The 19,938-nt window shown below is 72.4% G+C and carries 3 protein-coding genes; 2 read left to right on the top strand and 1 reads right to left on the bottom strand.

The features are described from left to right. Positions 1-251: 251 nt before the first annotated feature. Positions 252-1,337: a hypothetical protein gene (locus tag AB0B14_RS14830; RefSeq protein WP_357522723.1), complete on the bottom strand. Its 1,086-nt coding sequence runs from the start codon at positions 1,335-1,337 to the stop codon at positions 252-254. 263 nt (positions 1,338-1,600) lie between these two features. Between AB0B14_RS14830 and AB0B14_RS14835 the strand changes: the two genes are divergently transcribed. Together AB0B14_RS14835 and AB0B14_RS14840 are read left to right on the top strand one after the other, a co-directional pair. Further along, complete coding sequence (locus tag AB0B14_RS14835; RefSeq protein WP_357522724.1) at positions 1,601-4,243, top strand: hypothetical protein; 2,643 nt, start codon at positions 1,601-1,603, stop codon at positions 4,241-4,243. Positions 4,244-4,480: 237 nt separating this feature from the next. Beyond that, the gene (locus AB0B14_RS14840) at positions 4,481-19,924 is read left to right on the top strand and encodes a toxin glutamine deamidase domain-containing protein (RefSeq protein WP_357522725.1); all 15,444 of its coding nucleotides are present in this window, start codon (positions 4,481-4,483) and stop codon (positions 19,922-19,924) included. Positions 19,925-19,938 lie beyond the last annotated feature (14 nt).

Genomic DNA, 19,938 nt, shown 5'->3' on the forward strand with positions numbered 1-19,938 from the left:
CCGGGGCCGCCCCCCTGCACCCCGCCGGCGGGGGGGGGCCCCGCCCGCGCCCCCCCGGCCCCCTGGGGGGGGGGGCGGGGGGGGGGGCCGCCCCCCCCCCCCCCCGCCCCCCCCGCGACCGGCGTGCGCGCTCGCCGTACCCGCCGCCAGCGGTGACCCGACGGCCACCGCTGGCGCGCGGCGGCCCGGGGGACGGTCACCGCTGGCGGGCGGCGACCCGGGGGACGGGTCGCCGCCGGTACGGCCCGGCGTCAGAGCCGGGAGGTGAAGGTGGCCAGGAAGCGGTGGGGGGTGACCACGCCAGCGTTGTCGAAGCAGATCACGTCGAGGTCGGCGTTCGTGGTGTACGGCCAGGGTTGGGTGAGGTGGCAGTAGTTGCTGCCGGCGCCCTGCGCCACCACCTGGGCGTGTGTCTCCTTGAGACCGATCTGCGGGAAGGTCGCCAGGTAGCGGCCGGCGGGCGCCAGCGGCGCCACCGTGTTCGCGCCGACACCGAGCACCGAGTTGTCGTTCGTCGGACCGCCGACGGCGGTACCCAGGTAACCGAAGTACGACGGCGGGGCGAGGGAGCCGATCACCGGCCGCCGACGGTGGTAGGAGAGGGTGAAGTCGGTGTTGACGAACGCGCCGGCCTGGTCGTAGCAGAAGACGTACACCTGCACGCCGGTGCCGACCGCGCTCCAGGAGTAGACCTTGCACCGGCGGGGACCGGCGTTCGGCTGCCCGGCGGTGACCTGCACGTCGCCGGCGAGCACCCCGGCCAACCCCACCCCGGGCAGCCGCACCAGGTACTGCCCGACGCCCACCGGTCCGGCCGTGTTCACCGCGCCCGTCGAGTTGTACGACTGCACCAGCGCGCCGGCGCCCCACTGCACGTACGCGTGGGAGGTGCCGGCCGGCAGTACGCCTGAGCTGGTCGTCCAGAGCACGGTGAACGGAGTGTCCTCGCGCGTACCGCCCGGCCTGTGGCACTGCACGTCGACGATCTCGTCGACGCCGGCCTGGAACCAGCGGACCACCTCGCAGTAGTGCCCGGTCCGGTTCACCGGGGTCACGTGCGGCACACCCCGTGCGCCGGCACCGACCTGTGGGAAACGCACCTGGAACCGGCCGGGCGCGAGCTTGATGCCGTCGGCCCAGGCGGCCGGGAACGCGGTCTTCCAACTACCCCACTGCCGGCTGGTGTCCAGCACGGTCCAGACCGCGACGGTGGGGTCCTTGACGTACGCGAAGCCCCACCGGTCGGCGGTGGCCGCCGCGGCCGGTGCCGGCGGCGCGAGTGCCCCGGCGGCCAGGACGGCGACCAGTGCCGCGGTGACGAACGATCGGAGACGCATCTGTTCCTCCACTCGACGAGAACATGCCGGAGCGAGTGTGCGCGCAGTAATTTCATGATCACAGTCGGCTACCCCGTGCCGCGGAGTCGGCTGTCTGCCACTCCTGACCGAACTGCCGCGCGAGCCTGGCCGCTGGCGGGGGATTTCCCCCGGAACCGACACCGCCGGCCGGTGACCGACGCCGTGGCCGCGACGGTGCGTCAGTCTCAGCACATCGGGGTGCGGCTGGTTCGAGACCCCGACGAACTGGGGGGCAGAGGCGGATGGCGCTGCTGTTGTTGCCGCGCTGGCTCCGCCGACCGGTCCGCGTCGAACCGCCCCCCGGCCACGAACTCTTCGTGGAGTGGCACGGTTCGGCCGCGGTGATCTCACACGGGGACGATCCGCCGTCGCTGCTGTGGCAACTGGTGCGTACCGCCGTCGCGGCGTCCGACGACGTGCTGGTCCTGACCTCTGAGCGCGCCGTGCGCAGCGCCGCCTGCGGTGGCGTGCTACGCGGGGTGGTCGAGGGTGCGGCCCAGGAGTGGGGCGTCGGCCGGGTCTGGGTGGCCGCGAGCGGCCTCGGCCGGCCGGACGAGGCGTACGCCTCCTGGCTGACCCGGCTGGCGGCCCGCACCGGCGTCGAACTGCTCGCCCCGGACGGTCCCGTCCACGCCACACCGGACGGCACCCTCTACGCGGCGGGCGGCACGGGTGCCTGGGGTTGGCGGTCCTTCCGGCCGGGCGCCAGCAGCCCGGTGGTCGGCAACCGCTACCCGGCCCCGTCCTGGGAGCCGGCGTTGCCGGACCAGGCGGTGGTGCTGCCCGGGCTGGTGGCCGATCCCGTCCCCGCCGGAGTGCTGCTGCGTGCCTCGGCCGCCGCACCCGCTGCGGTGGGTGACCCGGCCTACGACATGCCGGTGGACCGACACCGGCCGACGCTGCTCCTGCGCCATGTCGGCGAGCCACCACCGGATCCCTGGTCACTCGCCGGGATCTTCGCGGGCCTGCCGGCGAGGACGATCGTTCGGATCGAGACCGCACTGCTCGACCCGACGGCACCGCCGCCGCGCGCCGACTGGGTGACCGCACTCGCGGCGGCCCTCGACGAATCGGCCGCCGTCGCCGAGCCCATCGGGGTGCCCGAGCCGGGCCAGCACCGATGGGCGTCCGGCCAGTCACCACCCGTGCTGAGTGACGGTTGGGTACGCGCCAGCAGCCGGCTCTACCGCCACGCGGTCGTGCCGGACCTGCTCGCCGAGGTGGTCCCTTCCGGCGTCCTGCTGCGCACGGCTGGTGGCCGTCAGCCCGACGGCCTGGCCTTCGTCGACCCCGCCGAGTGGGTGCTGGCGGTCGACGTCCGCGACTCCGACCGGCTGGTCGACCAACTGTGCCGGCTGCTCGTCGGGGCCGGCGGAGCACCGGGCCTCACCCTGGTGGGGCAGACCGGCGAGCCGACGAGGGTACGCCTGGAAGCGGCGCTGCGCGCCGAGGCGGCACCCCGTGCGGGGCTGCCGGTGGACGTCCGGGCGACCTTGGCGACGGGCACCGGCCGACCTCCGGTGGCGACCGATCGGCGCAGCGGCGTCGCGGACCAGGCGACGCTGGCGGTGCCGCTGTCACCGCGTGCGCCGACGGCGGCGGTCGAGGCCACGTCGGCGGAGGCCCCGGCGCGGGACTGGCCGCCTCCGACCGCGCACCAGTTCGTGGACCCGGCGGCCCCGGCCAGGACCGCGCAACGTTCGGTGGAGCCGGCGGTGCCGGCCGGGGCCGCGCACCAGTTCGTGGAGCCGGCGGCCCCGGCCGTCGCCGCGCGGCGACGCGTGGAGTCCCTGCCGGTCGCGAGACGGTCGGCAGCCGCTGCCGAGGCGCTGCCGAGCGCTGGCGGCCAACCGGCCATGCAGGACCTGACCGGCGAGCCCTCACCCCCGCCTCGACCGGCCGCCGGTCCGCCACCGGTGATCACCAGCTCCGGGCCGTACCTGGGCGAGCCCGAACGCCCGGTTGTCGCCAGCGCCCCCGCCTCGGCAGGCGAAGGAGCGCTCACCCCCTCGCTTCGAGGCACGCCCGCCGCGTACCCCGGCGGGCGCGCGGTGCACCGTTACGCGCCGGCCGTGGCGGACCCCGTCGAGGACCGGGCCAGCACCGCAGCGGAACAGCGCGACCTCGCTGCCAGCCTCGGCCCGGCCTTCACCGACTCGATCACCACCGTCAACGCCGCCCTGGCCGCGTGGCCCGCGCTGCGGCAGGGCATCTCCGCGTCGGCGAAGACGGACTTCGTCGCCGTGCACGTCTTCTTCGGCCGCTCGGAGGCGGGGGCGGCCCGGCTCAACGCGGGACTGCGTGCCGGGCGGGCACCGAGCCTGCCTGGCTATCTGCCGTGCCTGGTGTCCGGGTTGCGTCGCCTGCCGCCGTACCGCCGGGCGATGCTCTGCCAGGGTCGGGTGGCCGACCAGGCGCGACACCTCTACCCCGAGGGCGGCCTGCTGGTGGAGCCCGGCTTCCGCAGTGTCAGCGGCGCCACCGACCTCGCCGTGGAGGGTGCCGACGTCGACTACCTGGTCTGGTCGCGTACGGCGCGGCAGGCCGGCGCGCTGGCCGAACAGCAGGATCTGGACGAGGCGGTGTTTCTGGCCGGTGCCCGGTTCAAGGTGCTCGCCGTCCGTGAGGGAGCGGTGGCGGCGGATCGGGTCGGCATCCCGACGACCGCCGTACTGTTGCGGGAGGTGTTGCCCGACGAGCAGTCCGCGTCCGGTCTGGACGACGCCGACCGGAGCGCTCTGAGCCGCCTGGAGCGGGCGCTGACCCGGCGGAGAGCGGCCTCGCCTCGCCTGCTCACCGACGCGCACACCATCGAGCGGCTGCTCGGTCCACCGCTCGGTTACGTGGAGGAAGCCGGGGCGTCCGTCGGTGCCGGCACCGACTGACCCTCCGGTCATGAGGGATAACCCCCAACTCCGCCGGTACGGCGTCGGAAACCGCTGCGTCGGCGGTCGCCGTCGCATGCTCATCCGGTGCGGGTGTGACAGGGGGGTGGAGCCGAGATGCGAACGCTGTCACTGCGACCGCGCGGCAACCTGACGGTGGGCAGCCGGGGAAGCGTCGATGGCTCGGCGTGCGCCAGCGCGCCGTCGTCGAGCAGCGGATAGCGGGAGCGGCCCGGCATGGACACCCCCATTCCTGACTGGTTGAACCACATCTTGAACTTCTTCGTCGGCGCGACCTGGCCGACGGGCAGTGAGAGCGGGATGCGGGCGCACTCCGGGGAGTGGGAGCACCTTCGGGACGTTCTGGATGCGGCCCAGGAGACGCTCGTGGCTGAGCGTTCTCGGGTGCCGGCCGTGTTGAGCGGGAAGTTCGCCGACGGCGTCACGGAGTCGCTGGACAGCCTCGTCGATTATCTCGACCAGTTGCGGTCGACTGCGGAGAGCATGCGGAAGGACCTGAAGAACGGTGCGGCCGAGCTTCAGGAAAAGAAGATCCTGCTGGTGGTGCAGTTGGCGCTGTTGGCCATCCAGTTGGCCTGGCTCATGGCGTCGCTGTTCGGGGCGTTGGCGATTCCGTTGGTGGTTGGTGGGTTTCGCGCCATCATCACCGCGATTCTTCGCAACCTCTTCGTCGAGGTCGGGCAGGAGATCGCTCAGGAGCCGCTGCTGATGATCGTGATCCAGGCGGCGCAGGATGCCGATGGGGTGCGGGAGGGCATCGACTGGGACGCGATCGAGAAGTCTCTGATTCAGACGGTGATCGCGGGTGCGGCTGCCGGTCTCACCAATTCCGCTGCTTCGGGTGTCGTCGACTGGGCGGCGGGGAGGATCGCCAAGGTCGACCGGGTGGGTGCCGACGGCACGCTCTACATCACCGATGGTGTGTTCCGGGCCGGCGCCCTCTTCACGAAGGGCGGGGCGCAGGCGGCTGTGGCGATGCCGGCCGAGGCCGCCGGACAGGCTGCGGTGGGGGCGCCGATCGAGTGGCGGTGGGGGACAGCGACCAGCGCCTTCGTCGGTGGCCTGTACGAGGGCAACGCCGCTACTCCGGAGCAGTTGGCCAACGGCCTCAACCTGCCGGACCTCAACGGGTACGACGAGGCGGCCCCCCTGGGTGGCGACGGGCAGCAGGGCGGTGGCGACTCCGGCGTCAACAACGAGAAGGAGGAGCCGCCGACCGAACCACCCGCCTACTCCGTCGACGACAACAACAGCGGTATCGACTGGGACAACGAGAAGCTGGTCGGCGACGAGAAGTTGGTCCGCGACGAGAAGAGTGACGCCGGGACGGGAGACACGTCGCCCGCCACCGATGAGGTTCGGCAGTCCCTCCTCGGGGACAGCGGTGTCGGCGCCGGGCTGGGCGCCGGGCTGGGCGCCGGCGCGTCGAGCGCAGCGGATCAGCAGGCGTCGACAGACGCGGGAACCGGCGGCATTTCGGAGGGTACCGCGGCAGGCTCCGGCGTTCAGCCGTCCAACGGCGACGCGGGCGAGGGCGTCAGTCGTGGGGCGGGGATTGCCGATGGCGTGGCGAGTGGTGGTGTGGCGGACGGTGGCGTGGCGAGTGGGGGTGTGGCGGACAGCCACGCGGCGGCTGGTGGTGTGGCGGACGGCCGTGCGGCGAGTGGTGCGGCAGCCGGTGGCGTGGCGAGTGGCGGTGTAGCGGCCAGCCACGCGGCGGCTGAGGGCGTGGCCAGTGGGGGTGTGGCGGACGGCCGTGCGGCGAGTGGTGTGGCGAGTGGTGGTGTGGCGGACGGTGGCGTGGCGAGTGGGGGTGTGGCGGACGGTGGCGTGCTGGACGGGGGTGCGGGGCAGGGTGCTGGCAATTCCGTAGGCCAGGGCGGGACGAATGTGACCGGCGGTGTCGCGGGCACGCCAACCGGCGACGGCGTCGCTGATCGGTCGGGCGTCGGGCTCGGCGATGGTTCGGTTGTCGGCTCGAACGAGGATGCCGGCCGCTCGTCGGTCGGCTTGCCGGCCGAGACCACGGTTGGTGGCCAATCCGGCGAGGTCGCGCAGCGGGACGGCGCTCGCGTCGCCGGTGACCAGATCACCGGCGGCCAGTCCGCGGCCGGAGGCCACGCTGATGGTGGTGCTGGTGGTGCCTCGCGGGGTGGTGTGGGGTCGGGTTCGGAGCAGGCTGATGGTGGTGCTGGTGGTGCGTCGCGGGGTGGTGTGGGGTCAGGTTCGGGACAGGTCGACGGTGGCGTGGCGTCGTCGGGTGGTGTGGCGTCGTCGGGTGGTGTGGCGTCACCGGTGGGTGACGCTGGCGGCGCCCGAGGGGAGGGGCAGCAGCGCGCACAGGTGGGCGCGGGCCAGTCGCTCGACGGCGGCACCGCCCGATCGGGGCCTCCGACCACGGTGGTCGGGGGCGACGGTACTCATGGGGTCGACCGGGCGACCACGGATCCGGGCAGCTCAACCGACCTGCGGACCGTCTCGGACCCAGGTGTTCAGCAGACACTGGGATCCGGCACCGACCGGTCGGACGGGGCGGGCCCGGCTCTGCCGCAGTCCGCAGAGGCCTCGGTGGGCAGGAGCGATCCCCGCAGCGGCGATGTGGAGCGCCTGCTGGCCTCGTCGACCCAGGATGTGTCGCACGTGGTGGCGAACACCCGCGCCGCGTTCGAGGGTGCGCGGGACGCGATCATCGGCGCGCTCCAGGCGTCGCCGCCGGACCGTGCCCCGGAGGTGGCGGCCGCCCGCGACGCCGTCCGGTCGGTCCAGCAGTCGCTGACGCACCTGGAGGAGTCGCTGCCGAGCCTGTCGAAGCAGCAGGCGAGGGCCGACATGGCGAGGGTGTTGACCGCCTACGACTCAGCGCACCAACAGGTGCGCAGCGTCGCCGGCGCGGCGCTCCTGCCGTCGGTCGACACGCTTGTCGGCCCGAGCCGCCCGGAGGTGGTGGGCGGAGACCGCTCGGCGGTGCCGACGTCATCCGATCAGCTGTCCCATCCGACCGCGCAGGGTTGGGAACTGGTCGTCGATCCGGATCTCGGCGGCTTCGCCAAAAACCCCTGGGTGTACGCGCTCACGAGCGTGCAGACCAACTCCGTCGCCCGGGTGGACCATCTGGTGCCGGCGACCATCGAGGGCGTGCGGCGCGCCGCACAGGAGGTCCTGGACCAGCTCGACGGGTTGACGGGTCGGATCGAGTCGGCATTGCGGGAGACGCTGACCGACCGGGCCGTCCCGGCGGACGGCCCGGACCGCACCGAGCAGGTGGAGACGGCCAGGGCGGTCCTCGAAGCGGCCCGACAGGGGCTCGCCGGTGTGGTCAGCTCGGACCAGAGCCGTTCGGGGCCGGCACGCGAGCACTTCCGCGACGCGCTGCTCCAGGTGGACCACGCCCGCTACGAGGTGAACCGGGCGACCGGCGCGGAGACCGTGCCGACGATGGAACGCCTGCGGGGCGCGGCGACGGAAACAGTTGACACCGACGTGACCCCCCGTTCGTCCGGCGTGCTGCCGACGTACACCGTGGGTTTGGCCCGTGTCGACGACGCCGCGCAGCTGGTGGCGGCGCTGCCGGGCACCGGACAGGACATCGTGCAGGCGTTCGTGTCGCTCCGGGACGAGCAGCTGGATGACATCAGGACCGCTCTGGGGCAGCCGGGCTCGTCGGCCGCCTTCTCCGCCGTCACCGCGTTCGGCCGGCGACTCTCCGCCATGGAAGCGGGCCTGACCGGCATGTCCGAGCAGGCGCTGAGGGCTGGCCTCGTCGACCTGGTGCGCGACTATCGGGTCGCCCAGGGCCGGCTGCTGGCGCTGACCGGTGACCGGAACCTGCTTCCGCCGGTCGAGGCGATGCTGCTGTCGTCGACCTCGGATGACGACACACCGACCGGTAAGGGGAAGGGCAAGGCGTCGTCGAACACCCGCGACGCCGGGGGACAGGGCTCGTCGGCGGCCGGGGGCGGTGGGGTTGGCGGGCCGTCGGGTCCGGGTGGTGGGAAGGGCGCGGACGGTCAGGGCGGTGGGGCTGGGGGGCCGTCGGGTCCGGGTGGTGGGAAGGGCGCGGACGGTCAGGGCGGTGGGGCTGGGGGGCCGTCGGGTCCGGGCGGTGGGAAGGGCGCGGACAGCCGCGGCGGGGCTCGGGCCGGCGGTGACGGATCGACCTCGGCCCCGCGTACTCCCGGGGCTGTCGCCGACCATCCCGAGGACGGCCGGCTTTACCCCAATCCGGAGATCAGCGCGGTGCTCCGGGAGACCAAGCTGCTCCTGAGTTCGGTGCTCGAACCCGGGCAGCGGGACGCCCAGCACGTCGCCGACAAGGCCGACAAGAGCCTCCGGGACCACCGGGACGAGGTACGGGCGGCGACGCAGACCAGGAACGACCTGACGAGTGCCGAGCAGAAGGTGCGGGACCGACAGCAGCAGACGGATGCGGCGGTGCGGGCGCTACAGGTCAGCCAGGACGAGGTGGCCGCGGCAACGAAGGCGCTGGCGGACGCGACCGAGCAGCTCGCGCAGACCGAGCGGCAGCACGACGCCCTGCGGGAGACGCGTGCGGACGCCGAACGGGCCCGCGCCGAGGCCGAGGCCGACCGGGCCGCCGCGCGAGCCGAGATCACCAGGCTGGAGGACGAGCGGGACACGGCGCAGGACCGGTTGGAGGAGATCGAGGAACAGCTCGACAACCTCAGCCAGGAGAGCCTCGCGACGCTCGCCCAGGATGAGCGTGCCGCCGGTCAGCGGCGGCGCATCCACCTCATGGCGGAACAGGCCCGGCTCAACGAACGGCTCGACGCGATCGTTGGGGAGGGCCGGCAACAGGGCGCCCGGGGCAGAGCAGCCGACGCCGCCCTGACCAAGGCCAGGGCCACGATCACCACGACGGACAAGAGTCTGGAATCGGTGGCGGCGAGCCTGCGCGAGCAGCGCACCGCCCTGGACGGAGACGACGGCCTGCGGGCACACCTGCACCATGCCGAGGACGAGCACACCAAGAACAGGGCCACCGCCCAGGTCGCCACGGCGAGCCGGGACGAGGCCGCCGCGCAACGGGATGTGCTGCGTACCGAGGTCGAGCGCCTGCCCTCCGAGACGGACCTGGCGAACACCACGACCCGCCTGACCCGGGCGGCCCGGGACGCCGGCATGGTGCGTGACACGGCCACGGCGCGAGCCGATGATGCCCGAGAGGCCCTCAACGAGTGGCAGGACATCGCCGACGAGCGCGAGTCGGACCTGACGATCTTCGGCGATCGTGACGAGGCCGAAGGCGATCGTAGCTACCTGAGTATCGGCGCCGAGGGCGTGATCACCGAGCAGGCCGCGGCTCGGATGCGGGAGCTGGCGATCGCTGCCGTCCGCCCGCTGGGGCGCTGGACTCAGGAGGCGGAGATCCAGGGTGACATCGCCCGCCTGACCACACCTGTGGCGTTGGTGGATGATCTGCCGTCCTCCACCGGGCGCAGCGGCTCGGTACGGGTGGTCGGAAGCGGCCGCCACGCGGTACGGCTGACGTTCCACTCGACGCTCACCCGACACGACGAGCGGGACCTCGCCCCGGACTACCCGCCGCCCGCGGTCAGCCAGGGTGAGAAGCGGCGCTTCTCGGATGTCTCCTCCACCAGTAGTCACAGCAACATCAACTATCGCGATCTGCCGCTGCCCATCCAGGAGTTCCTGGGTCTGGGGACGACCGGCCCGCTGCGGGTGCTCAACGTGTCGGCGGTGCCCCGGCTGACCCACAACCGGCAGACCCGCACCGCCTTCGTCGAGACCGGGACGGGGCCGGCGACCATCGAGCGACTGCGGGAACCAGGACTGGCGCACTTCTACACCTGGGAGATGAGGGTCACGGCGGAGCCAGCGGCCCGCCCGCCCCGGCTGGTAACGCCACCGGGGCGACCCACTCTCGACGATCCTGACGACCCCTGGCAGGACATCGAGGCCGGCCCGGAGCCGGAAAGCGTACGCGAGCGGTTGGTGGTGTTCTTTCCACAGCACATCGCCGTGCCGGATCCTCCGGAGGACACCACAGTGGCGGACGACGTGGCTCTCGCCTCGTACCCGATGTCACTGGACACGCTGCACGACCCAACGGAGCTGCCACTGCGCATCCTGAGCGAGTTGCCCGGTCTCATCGCGGAGGCACGCGCCCGGAGCAGGGCCGCCGGGGGCAGGAAGGCCGGCGGTCGGCGCGCCGGCCGTGGCGCGCCGGCCGTGCGCTCGCCCCGCCGTGGTCGCCGGCTCGGTGCCCGGCCGAGGCACCGCGCGGGGCCGCTCAACACGAGGTCGCAGAAGCACATTTTCAGCTTCGCCGGGCACGGCAACATGCACAACGTCTTCCAGCGGGTGCGCGACGGGGCCGCCTACAGCGACCCGATCCACGACGCGAACGGCAGACTGCTCGGCGTCCTGCGCCTGTCGGCAGTGCCGTTCAAGGACGACACCAGCCGTATCGTCAGCCGGGCCAGCGACAACTCGCTGGAGTTCCTGACCGAGGCACAGATGACCGAGCGGGGATCGGTCGTGCTGCGCAACGCTTTCGACCTGCCGGTCAGCGGAGGCGTGACAATCCTGAAGGCGCCGGCAGAGGAGACCAAGACTCCCGGCACGTTCTTGTCGGGCGGCCCCTCGGTCACCCTCGGCCTGGGGACCGGTGTCACCATCGGCCACAACAGCGGGGCTGTCTCGTTCGTGGGCCGCGGGTTCCGGTCCGGCCGGGAACCCGACCCGAAACGGCCCGGCATGGCACCCGACCCCAAGGCGACCAAGGCGATCCGACGGGGCATGGTCGCCGATGTCGGCATGAGGTGGAAGCTCGAACTGATCACCGGCGGGAAGGAGCGGGGCGCCTCGCCGCCGTTCCGCGAGTGGTCCGGGAACTCCGCCGGCCATGGCGCCCGGGTGCGATACCTGCCGTACACGCTGCGCGACGCGGACAAGGTTCGCCACCCACCGCGCGGCGTCGTCGACGGTGACGGGCCCGGCATGGCGGTCTTCAAGAACTTCACAGTGGCCCCCCAGGGGACCGCCGCGGATCCGCGACCGGACCTGGACAAGCAGGTGGAGGACTACCTGCGCAGCGAGGGGTACCTGCCGAAGACCGCGCCGAGCACCGAGCTGTTGGCGAAGAACCACAGGCGTCTGCTGGAGACCAGCTCCGGTGCGCACCGGATCGGCATGATCGGTGCCCTGCGCGGCACCGGCCTGTGGGTGCCCTACGACAAGATCACCGCCTCCGGGACGCACAGGAAATGGATCAGGTACTTCGTCCCCGCCGACCAGGACCCGAAGGTGCGGTACGAGGGCCTCACCGACGAGCTCGGCGCCAACATGACCGTCGACTCGTTCTTCCGGCTGGACAGCTTCCGGTCGATGTTCCGGTCCAAACGCGCCGCGCTCGACGCCAACCTCAGCCTGCCGGTCCGGAAGTGGCTGAAGAACCTGCTGCCCGGCTGGACGAACTCGGTGCTCAGCGGCACCGTGATCGGCAAGACCTGGGAGAACACCACCTCCCTCGGGTACGGCCAGGTCCCCGGTCGCTCGGTGGTCCTGGACACCGAGCAGGACCAGGCGATGCACAAGTTCGTCCTCTCCACGAACCTTCGCGCCGAGGCCTACGACGAGGGCCACGACACACCGGACGAGACGTTCGCACCGGGGGACCAGCCGATCTCCTACGAGGCGTGGGTGCCCGACATGCGTGTGCTGAGCGCACCCGCGACCCGGCGTGAGCCGATCAGTCACCGGACCCTGACCGACTTCGACCGAGTCATGCTGAGCGCCGGACCCAGCCTGCCGAACCTCGCGGGCATCGACGCCGTCCGCGGCAGCGCCGCGCTCGACAAGATGTTCGCGGAACTCGCCACGAGCCAGTTCGCTCCGCTACAGGAATGGCTCAGCAACCTTCCGGACATACTCGTCGCACGGTGGTCGAAGCTGATCGGCAACAACCCCGGCTGGCCGACCACCCTGTCCGCGCACACCCGCCGGGTCTTCACCAGCGAGGAGCGGCTGCTGGCGGTGATGGACGTGGTGCTGCGCGGCGCGCACTCCTCGGAGCAGGCATTCGAGCCGGGCCTCCTCGCCGACGCGGAAGGCCGGCACGAGTTGCAGGCCTACATCCATCAGGTGCCCCGGTACGTGCCACAGCCCCGGGACTACGAGCTCTACGTGGAGGACGGGATCCCGGTCACCGGCACCAGCGCGTTCACCCGGAGCCGGGAGGAGACGCGGTACCACAGTGGAGGCGCCAATGTGGTGCACCCCTACGGCAACGCGCCGAGTGCCACGTACCTCACGTCCACGCGTGAGCGTGTCAGCGAGACCAAGACGCTGGCGGGCACCGACTACCGGATCAACAACATCAGCGCCCGCGTCTACACGATCACCATCCCGGTCACGATGGTCGGCACCTTCACCGGCGCCTCCCGCAACCTGGTGAGCAGTCTCCGCTCACTCTTCGGCGGGATGTGGGAGGCCGCACTACCGGCGACGGCGTCGGACAGCGCGATCGACGTCGAGGACGGCATCCAGGCGCTGGTCAGCATCCTCGACATGGCGACCATCTGGCGGGATCTCGAACGGTCCTGGCCCGACGTCGACGACTTCGCCGACATAGACGGCAGGCCGGCCGACTTCCAGCGGCCTGTCGACTTCATCGCGGGTCTGCCCCCCGCGCTGCACGCCCAGGTCAAGGCCGCCCTCGACCTGTTGCCCCCCGAGCCGGGTGAGCAACCGGGCGCGGACGCCGTGTACCCACCACGACGGATCAGCCAGCGGCTGGGCCTGGGTGACACCTCGGTGCTGGACATCAGACTTCCCGCCGGTCGGGAGCTGCTGCACCACACGCTGCGCAGCCTGAAGGTGGACGCCGACGGCTCCACCGACCTGGGTTCCAACAGCTACTCGGCCGGGCTCTACGACTGGATCACCCTGCACGCGTCGAGCATCGTGACGCGCGGCGACATCCGCCGGTACTTCAGCTCCGGGCCGTCCCGGCGCCCGGTGGTGATCGCCCGGTTCCAACGCGCGATCACCCACCTGGGCGGCACCATGGTTGTCGACTACAAACTGCTTGCCCGCCCCGACCCACTGCACGACGAGCTGCGGCTGCACGGACGGAAGATCCCCCACCAGATCGACCCCTCCACGACCGGCGCCGTCGACGAGAACGGTCGCCCCTTCGGTCCGGCACCCGCGCCGGAGTCCGACATGGAGATGCACGGGACCCACCTGGAGTCCCGGGGCAAGGCGACGCAACGGGTGAAGTCGCACACCGGTCGCCTCTCCGGCCCCGTGCACACGAGGGCGCAGCGGAACAAACCGGTGCGACTGATCGGGGGGACTCCGCAGATCGAGCTGTCTCGGCAGCGGAGCGAGGCCGACCTTGAGCGGGACCGGCAGGAACCGCGGGTGATCACCAAGTCCAAGGGTGGGCTGGCCCGCATGTACTACCCCTTCGAGATCAGCGTCGACGTGCAGGTGAAGACACTGAAGGATTGGCTGATGACGGCGGTGACGCCGACCATCTTCTCCTGGGCGAAGTCGCTCTGGACCAATCCGGCCGGCGAGGCGGGCCAGCGGTCGTGGTTGAAGGCCGGTGCCGTGCTGGAGTTCATGGCGGCCGACGGTTCCACCCAGCCGCTGGTGCCGGACGGTACGGGACGCCCGCCCGCGGTCACGGTGTTGCTCGGCGACCCGGCGGGGCGGGAGGCCCTGCACGGGGTCCGGATCAACCCGACCCCTCGAAACAACGAGGTGGGCGGGTTCACCCTCGGCGTGCTCCGGTCCTTCCGTCCCACCGAGGGGTTGGGACCGGAGTTCCGGGTGAGCTGGTTCAGCGACCTCCCCAAGCTGCAGGAACTGGTGCTCGAGGTGCTTCCCGGCGTCAACCAGTGGGAGCTCACCGGGTTCGTGGACGGGGAGGTCGGCGGGGGCAACCTCTACTCGTTGCTCAAACGCGGCGGAGTCAAACAGACCTTCCCGAGCGGGGGACTGGGCGTCGGTGTCGACGGCACGTTGACCATCAAGACGATCGCCGCGTCGCCCTGGCGGCTTCCCGCCGAGCAGCACAAGCCCAACCCCGGCGATCCCGATGTGCCTGTCGACTTCGTGCCGGGCCACGACACCAGAGCGGTGTTCGAGTACTTCCCGATCGTCGGCAAGGTCCTGACCTCCACCAGCCAGGTCGAGCAACGACTGACCGTGGCGCTGGCCCCGCTCGTCTCGCTGAACCAGGGCGACGGGGTCCGGGCGGCGAGCAAGCCCACTGTCACGCCGCGCCAACTGGACTCCGGCGACGCGTCGGGCGACAGCGGCGGTGGCACCAGCTCGGCGGGTCGGCCGGAGTTCGGTGCGGCCCCGGGTGGCCAGAGCTTCATCAACTTCACCATCCTGGGCGTGTCGTTCATCGGCTCCGAGACCATCGGTGCGAGCACCCAACTGCGCTGGTCGGACCGGCGCGGCCGGCGTTTCGCGCCGGCCGAGACCGGCTCCCACGAGGAGAAGCACCCTGTCGTCCTGCGCCAACGCGACGTGCTCTTGGAGATCACCGGCGAGACCTCGACGGTGTCGAGCGTCGTCTGGGAGGGCATCGTCGACACGGTCCGCAACGCCGGCCAGACCGTCGGCGACGCGGCCAAGTGGGTCGAGGACCTGGCCGGTTTCGGCGGGTCCATCGACGCCCTCGCCGAGCGGCTGAGCCCGGATGCCCCCGTGGGGAGCAAGACCACCCGGACCCGGCTGCTCGCCGGCACCGTGGAGACCCGGATTCCGTTCGCCCTGGTGGATCCCGGTCGGCAGGTCGACGCGGGCGTCTACCTGCCGGGCGCGGCCGACCGCGACACCCATGTGGACGCCATCGAGGGGCTGCGGGGTCACCCGGACGCGCCGATGGTGATCGGCCGCGGCATCACCGTGGACGGTACGACCACGATCGGCGGCCGGACGGCCGCGCAGGTTCTGGACACGTTGGAGACGGCGGGCGTCTCCCGGAGGTCGCCCCTGGTCGTGTTGGCCGGGACGGATCGGGCGTTCGTCGAGGAGCTGTCTCGCGGGTGGGTTGGTCCCGTATTCGCCAACCGGCATGTCGTGGTCGACAAGGACGGCCAGGTGCTCGGCTACACCGACGAGGAGGTCCGCGAGGGCCTGCGAGCCGCGCGCAACTGGGAGGAGTTCCAGGGTGGTCGGTTCCGCAAGGATCTTCCCTCGCACAACCTCGCCGACGTGCTGGCCGACCGGTACGGCGCCGACACCCGACCGCCGGCTCCGGTCCGTACGGAGTCGCAGCCGGTGTCCCTGACGGCACCGACGGCAAGCCGGGCGCTGCCGCCCGACCACCAGCCGTACGAGGGCGCACGCAAAGCCGACGGTGTCGGGAAACCCAGGGGCATCCTGAAGGCCGGCAGCAGCGGGAAGGCCGGCGGCAGCCCGAAGGCCAGCGACAGCGGGAACGGCGGAGGCGCGGGGCAGCGCCGGAGGGTGCACTGGGCCCCATCGGTGGATTCCAGCGCGGCGGCTGCCGGCCCGTCCACCGGTTCCTCCGCCGGCCCCTCCACCCCCCGGCCGGGGCGCGGCGACCTGGCCGGTGCGACGCCTGCCGACCGCAGCGGGTGGACCGAGGTCGGTCCGCCCCGGGTGGCGAGCGAGGTGCTGACCAGGCACCCCTATCTGCGCGCAGACGTCACGGACCCCACCAACCCGCGGACCGACTGCGTCTTCGCGTCCATCGTGACGGACCTGCGGATACGCACGCGGGGCCAGGGCTCCTTCGTCGTCCCCGAGTCGGTGGCGACCGAGGTGGGCGTGCTGTCCTGGTACGCCGGGCATCCGCTGCGGGACGTCACGGGCTTCGACGCGGTCACCGAGGCGATGCGCAACGCGGCGGACGGCGCCGCCGGCATCGTCGTCGTCAACGGCGCCGACGGCGAGGTGGCGCACGCGTTCAACGTGTTCCGCGACGACGACGGCGAGGCCACCTACTGGGACGACCAGACCGGCCAGCCCGCGACGGCACCCCCGGATCCGTCCCGGATACGGTTCGTGGCCACCACCGAGGGCGTACCCGATCCGGCCGCACCGCCGGCCGCACCGCCAGCGGCGGACACCGCCGCGGTCCTGGCGGGGACATCGGCCGGGGAAGGGCCCGCCGCGCCAGCCCCGCACCGGTGGCCGGACGACGGGTTCGTCAACAATCCCGACGAGTTCCGGGCCGTCGAGGACGACGTGCGCCACCGTCTCGACGTGGGTGACGATCCCCTCCCGTACCGCACTCGTGGCGTGCTGTCCGGCATCGCGCCCGGCGCGGACGCCGCGCTGACCCTGACCCTCGGCCTCGACCCGGCGGATCCGGCGCGTGCGTCGGTCGACGGCGTCGCCGTGGCGGCGCGGCTGCGTCGACCGGGGAACGTCACGATCGCGCCCGACGGCAGCACCGTCACGATGCGGATCACCGACGACTCCACGGACACCTGGACCGACCTGCGGGAGCTGGTCCGCCACCTGCGCTCCGCCGGCGTACGACAGGTGCACGGCGGCATCCAGGCCGCTCTCGACCCCAGTGGCGACACGCAGGGCCTGGCCACGCTCGTCGACGGGTACGCGGCCGAGTGGGGCGTGCTGCTGGCGGCGACGGCCGATCCGCACACGGCGCCCGGTGCCCTCCTGCTCACGCCGGACGCGCTCACCGCGCGGATGCCCGCCGCGCGGCTGGACCTCGGCACCATCCAGGCGCAACTCGCCCTGGTGGTGGCGGTGCGGGCCGTGGACCACACCTCGATCGTGGCACCGCCGGGCCCCAGCGCCGTTGCCCGCCCGTCCGCCGCACGTGCCCTGATCGACCAGGTCGGGGCCGGGCCGGCACACCGACGTGACCTGGCCCGGCTCTTCCACCTCGGCGGCCAGGTCAGCCGGGACGACGAGACGCGGCCGGAGTCGGCGACCGTACCCCCGAAGGGGTCTCCGGCCCTGACCGGCGACGGCCTGCGTCGGTTGTTCGGCGAGGTCGTCGCCGCGGGTCGCGTCGTCGACCCGGCTGGTCGGGTGACGGTGGCGGACTGTCTCGCGGTGGTGCAGGCGCTGGTGTCGCGGCTGTTCCCGGGTGGCCCGCTGGCGCATGCGGTCCGGGTGCCCCGGACGAGGGACGACTCGGATCTCGGTCGGCCGGCGGAGGCGTGGCTGGGGGATCGCCGGGACTGGGAGCGGTTCGACGGCTGGGACGGGCTGACGGCGCGGCTGGGCGCGGACGACCTCGGCCGGCGTTCGGTGGCGGTGGTGTTGGTGGAGCGGACGCGGTCGGGGTTCGGGCACGTGTACGCCGCGTACCACACGGCGGACGAGGGTGTGCTGTGGCTGAACCTGACAGATCCGGGTGCGGTGCCGCGGGCGGGTGCGCCGCGGGAGACACCGGGGGAGTACGACGCGGACATCCACGCCCGTGCGCTGGTGATCGGTCCGGACGGGGTGGTCCGCGGCGGCGACACGTCCCGGCGGCCGCTGGCCGAGGCCCTGGTGGATCCGGTCGGCAGCCGGGGGTACCGCGGCGGCGGGCTGGAGGGTGAACGCACCATGCCGATAGACCTCTACGGCAACGCCTCGATGCAGGCGGCACCGGGCAGCATCCTCGCCAGTGCCCGCGACGGCAGCTTCCACGTCGTGGTGGAGACGAAGCAGCTGCACCACGCGGCCGAGGAGGCCGAGGACGGCGAGCCCCGCGGCTATGTGCTCCCCGACGATCCGGCCAGCGGCGACCCGGCGTGGATCGCCGTGCCCGAGCTGGTCACCGGAATCATCAGGAACCTTCCCGGCGAGCAGGGCCGGATCGAGGACACCGAGGACTTCTGGCGGCAGCTGCAGGAGCTGGAGGACCGGTTCGAGGCGGTCCAGGGGCCTGCGGGCCTGCCCACTGTCGCCCTGCCCGCGACTCTCGCCTCCGCCGACGTGGTGGCCGAACCGGCGGCCAGCGGGACGATCGGTCCGCCACCGCGAGGTGACGAGGGTGGTTGGCACTGGCACATCTCGATGGGTACGCCGATCGAGCGCCTGTCGCGGTTCCTGGCGCACGTCGGGGAGCGCACCTGGCGCGACAGCTCTGTCACCTACGAGTCGGCCCCGCTCGGTCTGCTCGCCTATCGCACGAAGGAGAACCAGCAGGACGGGGTCGCCTTCGGTGATCGCGAGGCGGAGCACTTCCTGCGGTACTTCGCCGAGGCGGGCCAGGTGCCCACCGCACGGGTGATCGACGCGATCAAGGGTGTGCTCGCGCTGGTGTACGCACACACGGCCGGGGCCGCCGAATACCTGCTCGCCCCGATGAGCCTGACCAAGGCACACGTCGCCGCCCTGTCCCGGCCCGCGCTGGGCCTCTACGTCCGACAGTTGCCCTGGTGGGCGCGGCTCTACCTGAGCGATCAGGCGGACGCGATCCACAACCGCTTCGCCCAGTTCTACCTCGACCACAACGACGGCTACCTGGACGAGCTCGGAGCCGTGGCCGGCGCGGGGGTCGGTGTGCGGCTGTCGAGCCGTCAACAGCCCTGGACCGCGTCCCGCGCCGCACCACTGATGTCGCCGATGATGTACCTGCTCTCGGCGCTGCACGGGAAACTGGTCGACCAGCAGCACGTGTTCCCCGGGATGACGACGCACGACCAGCTCGACACGGCGGACGGCAGCCTTTCGGCCGAGCTCGGAGTGGTGGAGGTGCGGTCCTACGGGGCCCGCCGGGGCACTGTCGCGCAGGCCCGTGTGTGGTACCAGGAACTCGCCGGCCTGGCCCGCGACCTGTACCTGGAGGTGAAGGACCTACCACCGCTGCGGGAGGAACCGCTGCCGGAGGCCGGACCCGTCACCGCCGCGCCGGTACGGGCGGACGTGGCACCACTCTTCGAAGCCGTCAGCCGAGCCCTCGCCCACGACCTGCCGGGCGCGCTCGACGCGCTTGAGCCGGCCCGCCGACACCTGACGGTCAGACAGCGGGCCCAGTGGGCCAGGCAGCTGACGTCGCTGCACCACACGCGGGTAGTGGCGGATGGCCCGGAAGCCGGAAGTCCGTTGCTGGCTCTCGCCGCCGAGATCGCGATGCCGCTGATCAGCGTCTGGCTGCGCGCGCCCAGCTGGGAGACCGCGACGCGGGAGTGGCAACCGCTCAACGACATCCTCGCCGTCGACGGCGGCCGACAGTTGGTGCCCTTCCTCCAGGAGATTCTCCTGCCGGACGACTTCGACGACCTGCCCTGGCAGACGGTCGGCGGCGGTGGCGCGGCCGCGCGTCAGGCCGCGGCCACAGTCATCGACCTCGCCAGTGCGGGTGTCGGGAACGAGGCGCTGGCGCTGCTCGCCGCCGACGGTCCCGAGGCCCGCCGGGACGCGCTGCGCGACCTGGTGGCCAAGGCCGACCCGGATGAGTACGACCGGCTACGCCCGCTGGTCGAGGTGGCCGCCCCGCCCGCGGCCGACGTCGCGATGCTGACGGCGCTCGGTCACGCCGCCAGAAACGACGTCGACGCGGCAGAGCTGATCATTGCGCAGACACTGCACCAACTCGACTCCCCGTCCCGGACCTACTGGACCCGTCGACTCGGCCAGCTGGCTGAACGCGGCACCTTCGGTCTCCCCGAGGTGGACCGGCTGATCCTGCTCATCGCCGACGCACCGGAGACACCGTGAACGACTCGGGGCCG

Source organism: Micromonospora sp. NPDC049171, assembly GCF_040648275.1.
GTDB lineage: Bacteria > Actinomycetota > Actinomycetes > Mycobacteriales > Micromonosporaceae > Micromonospora.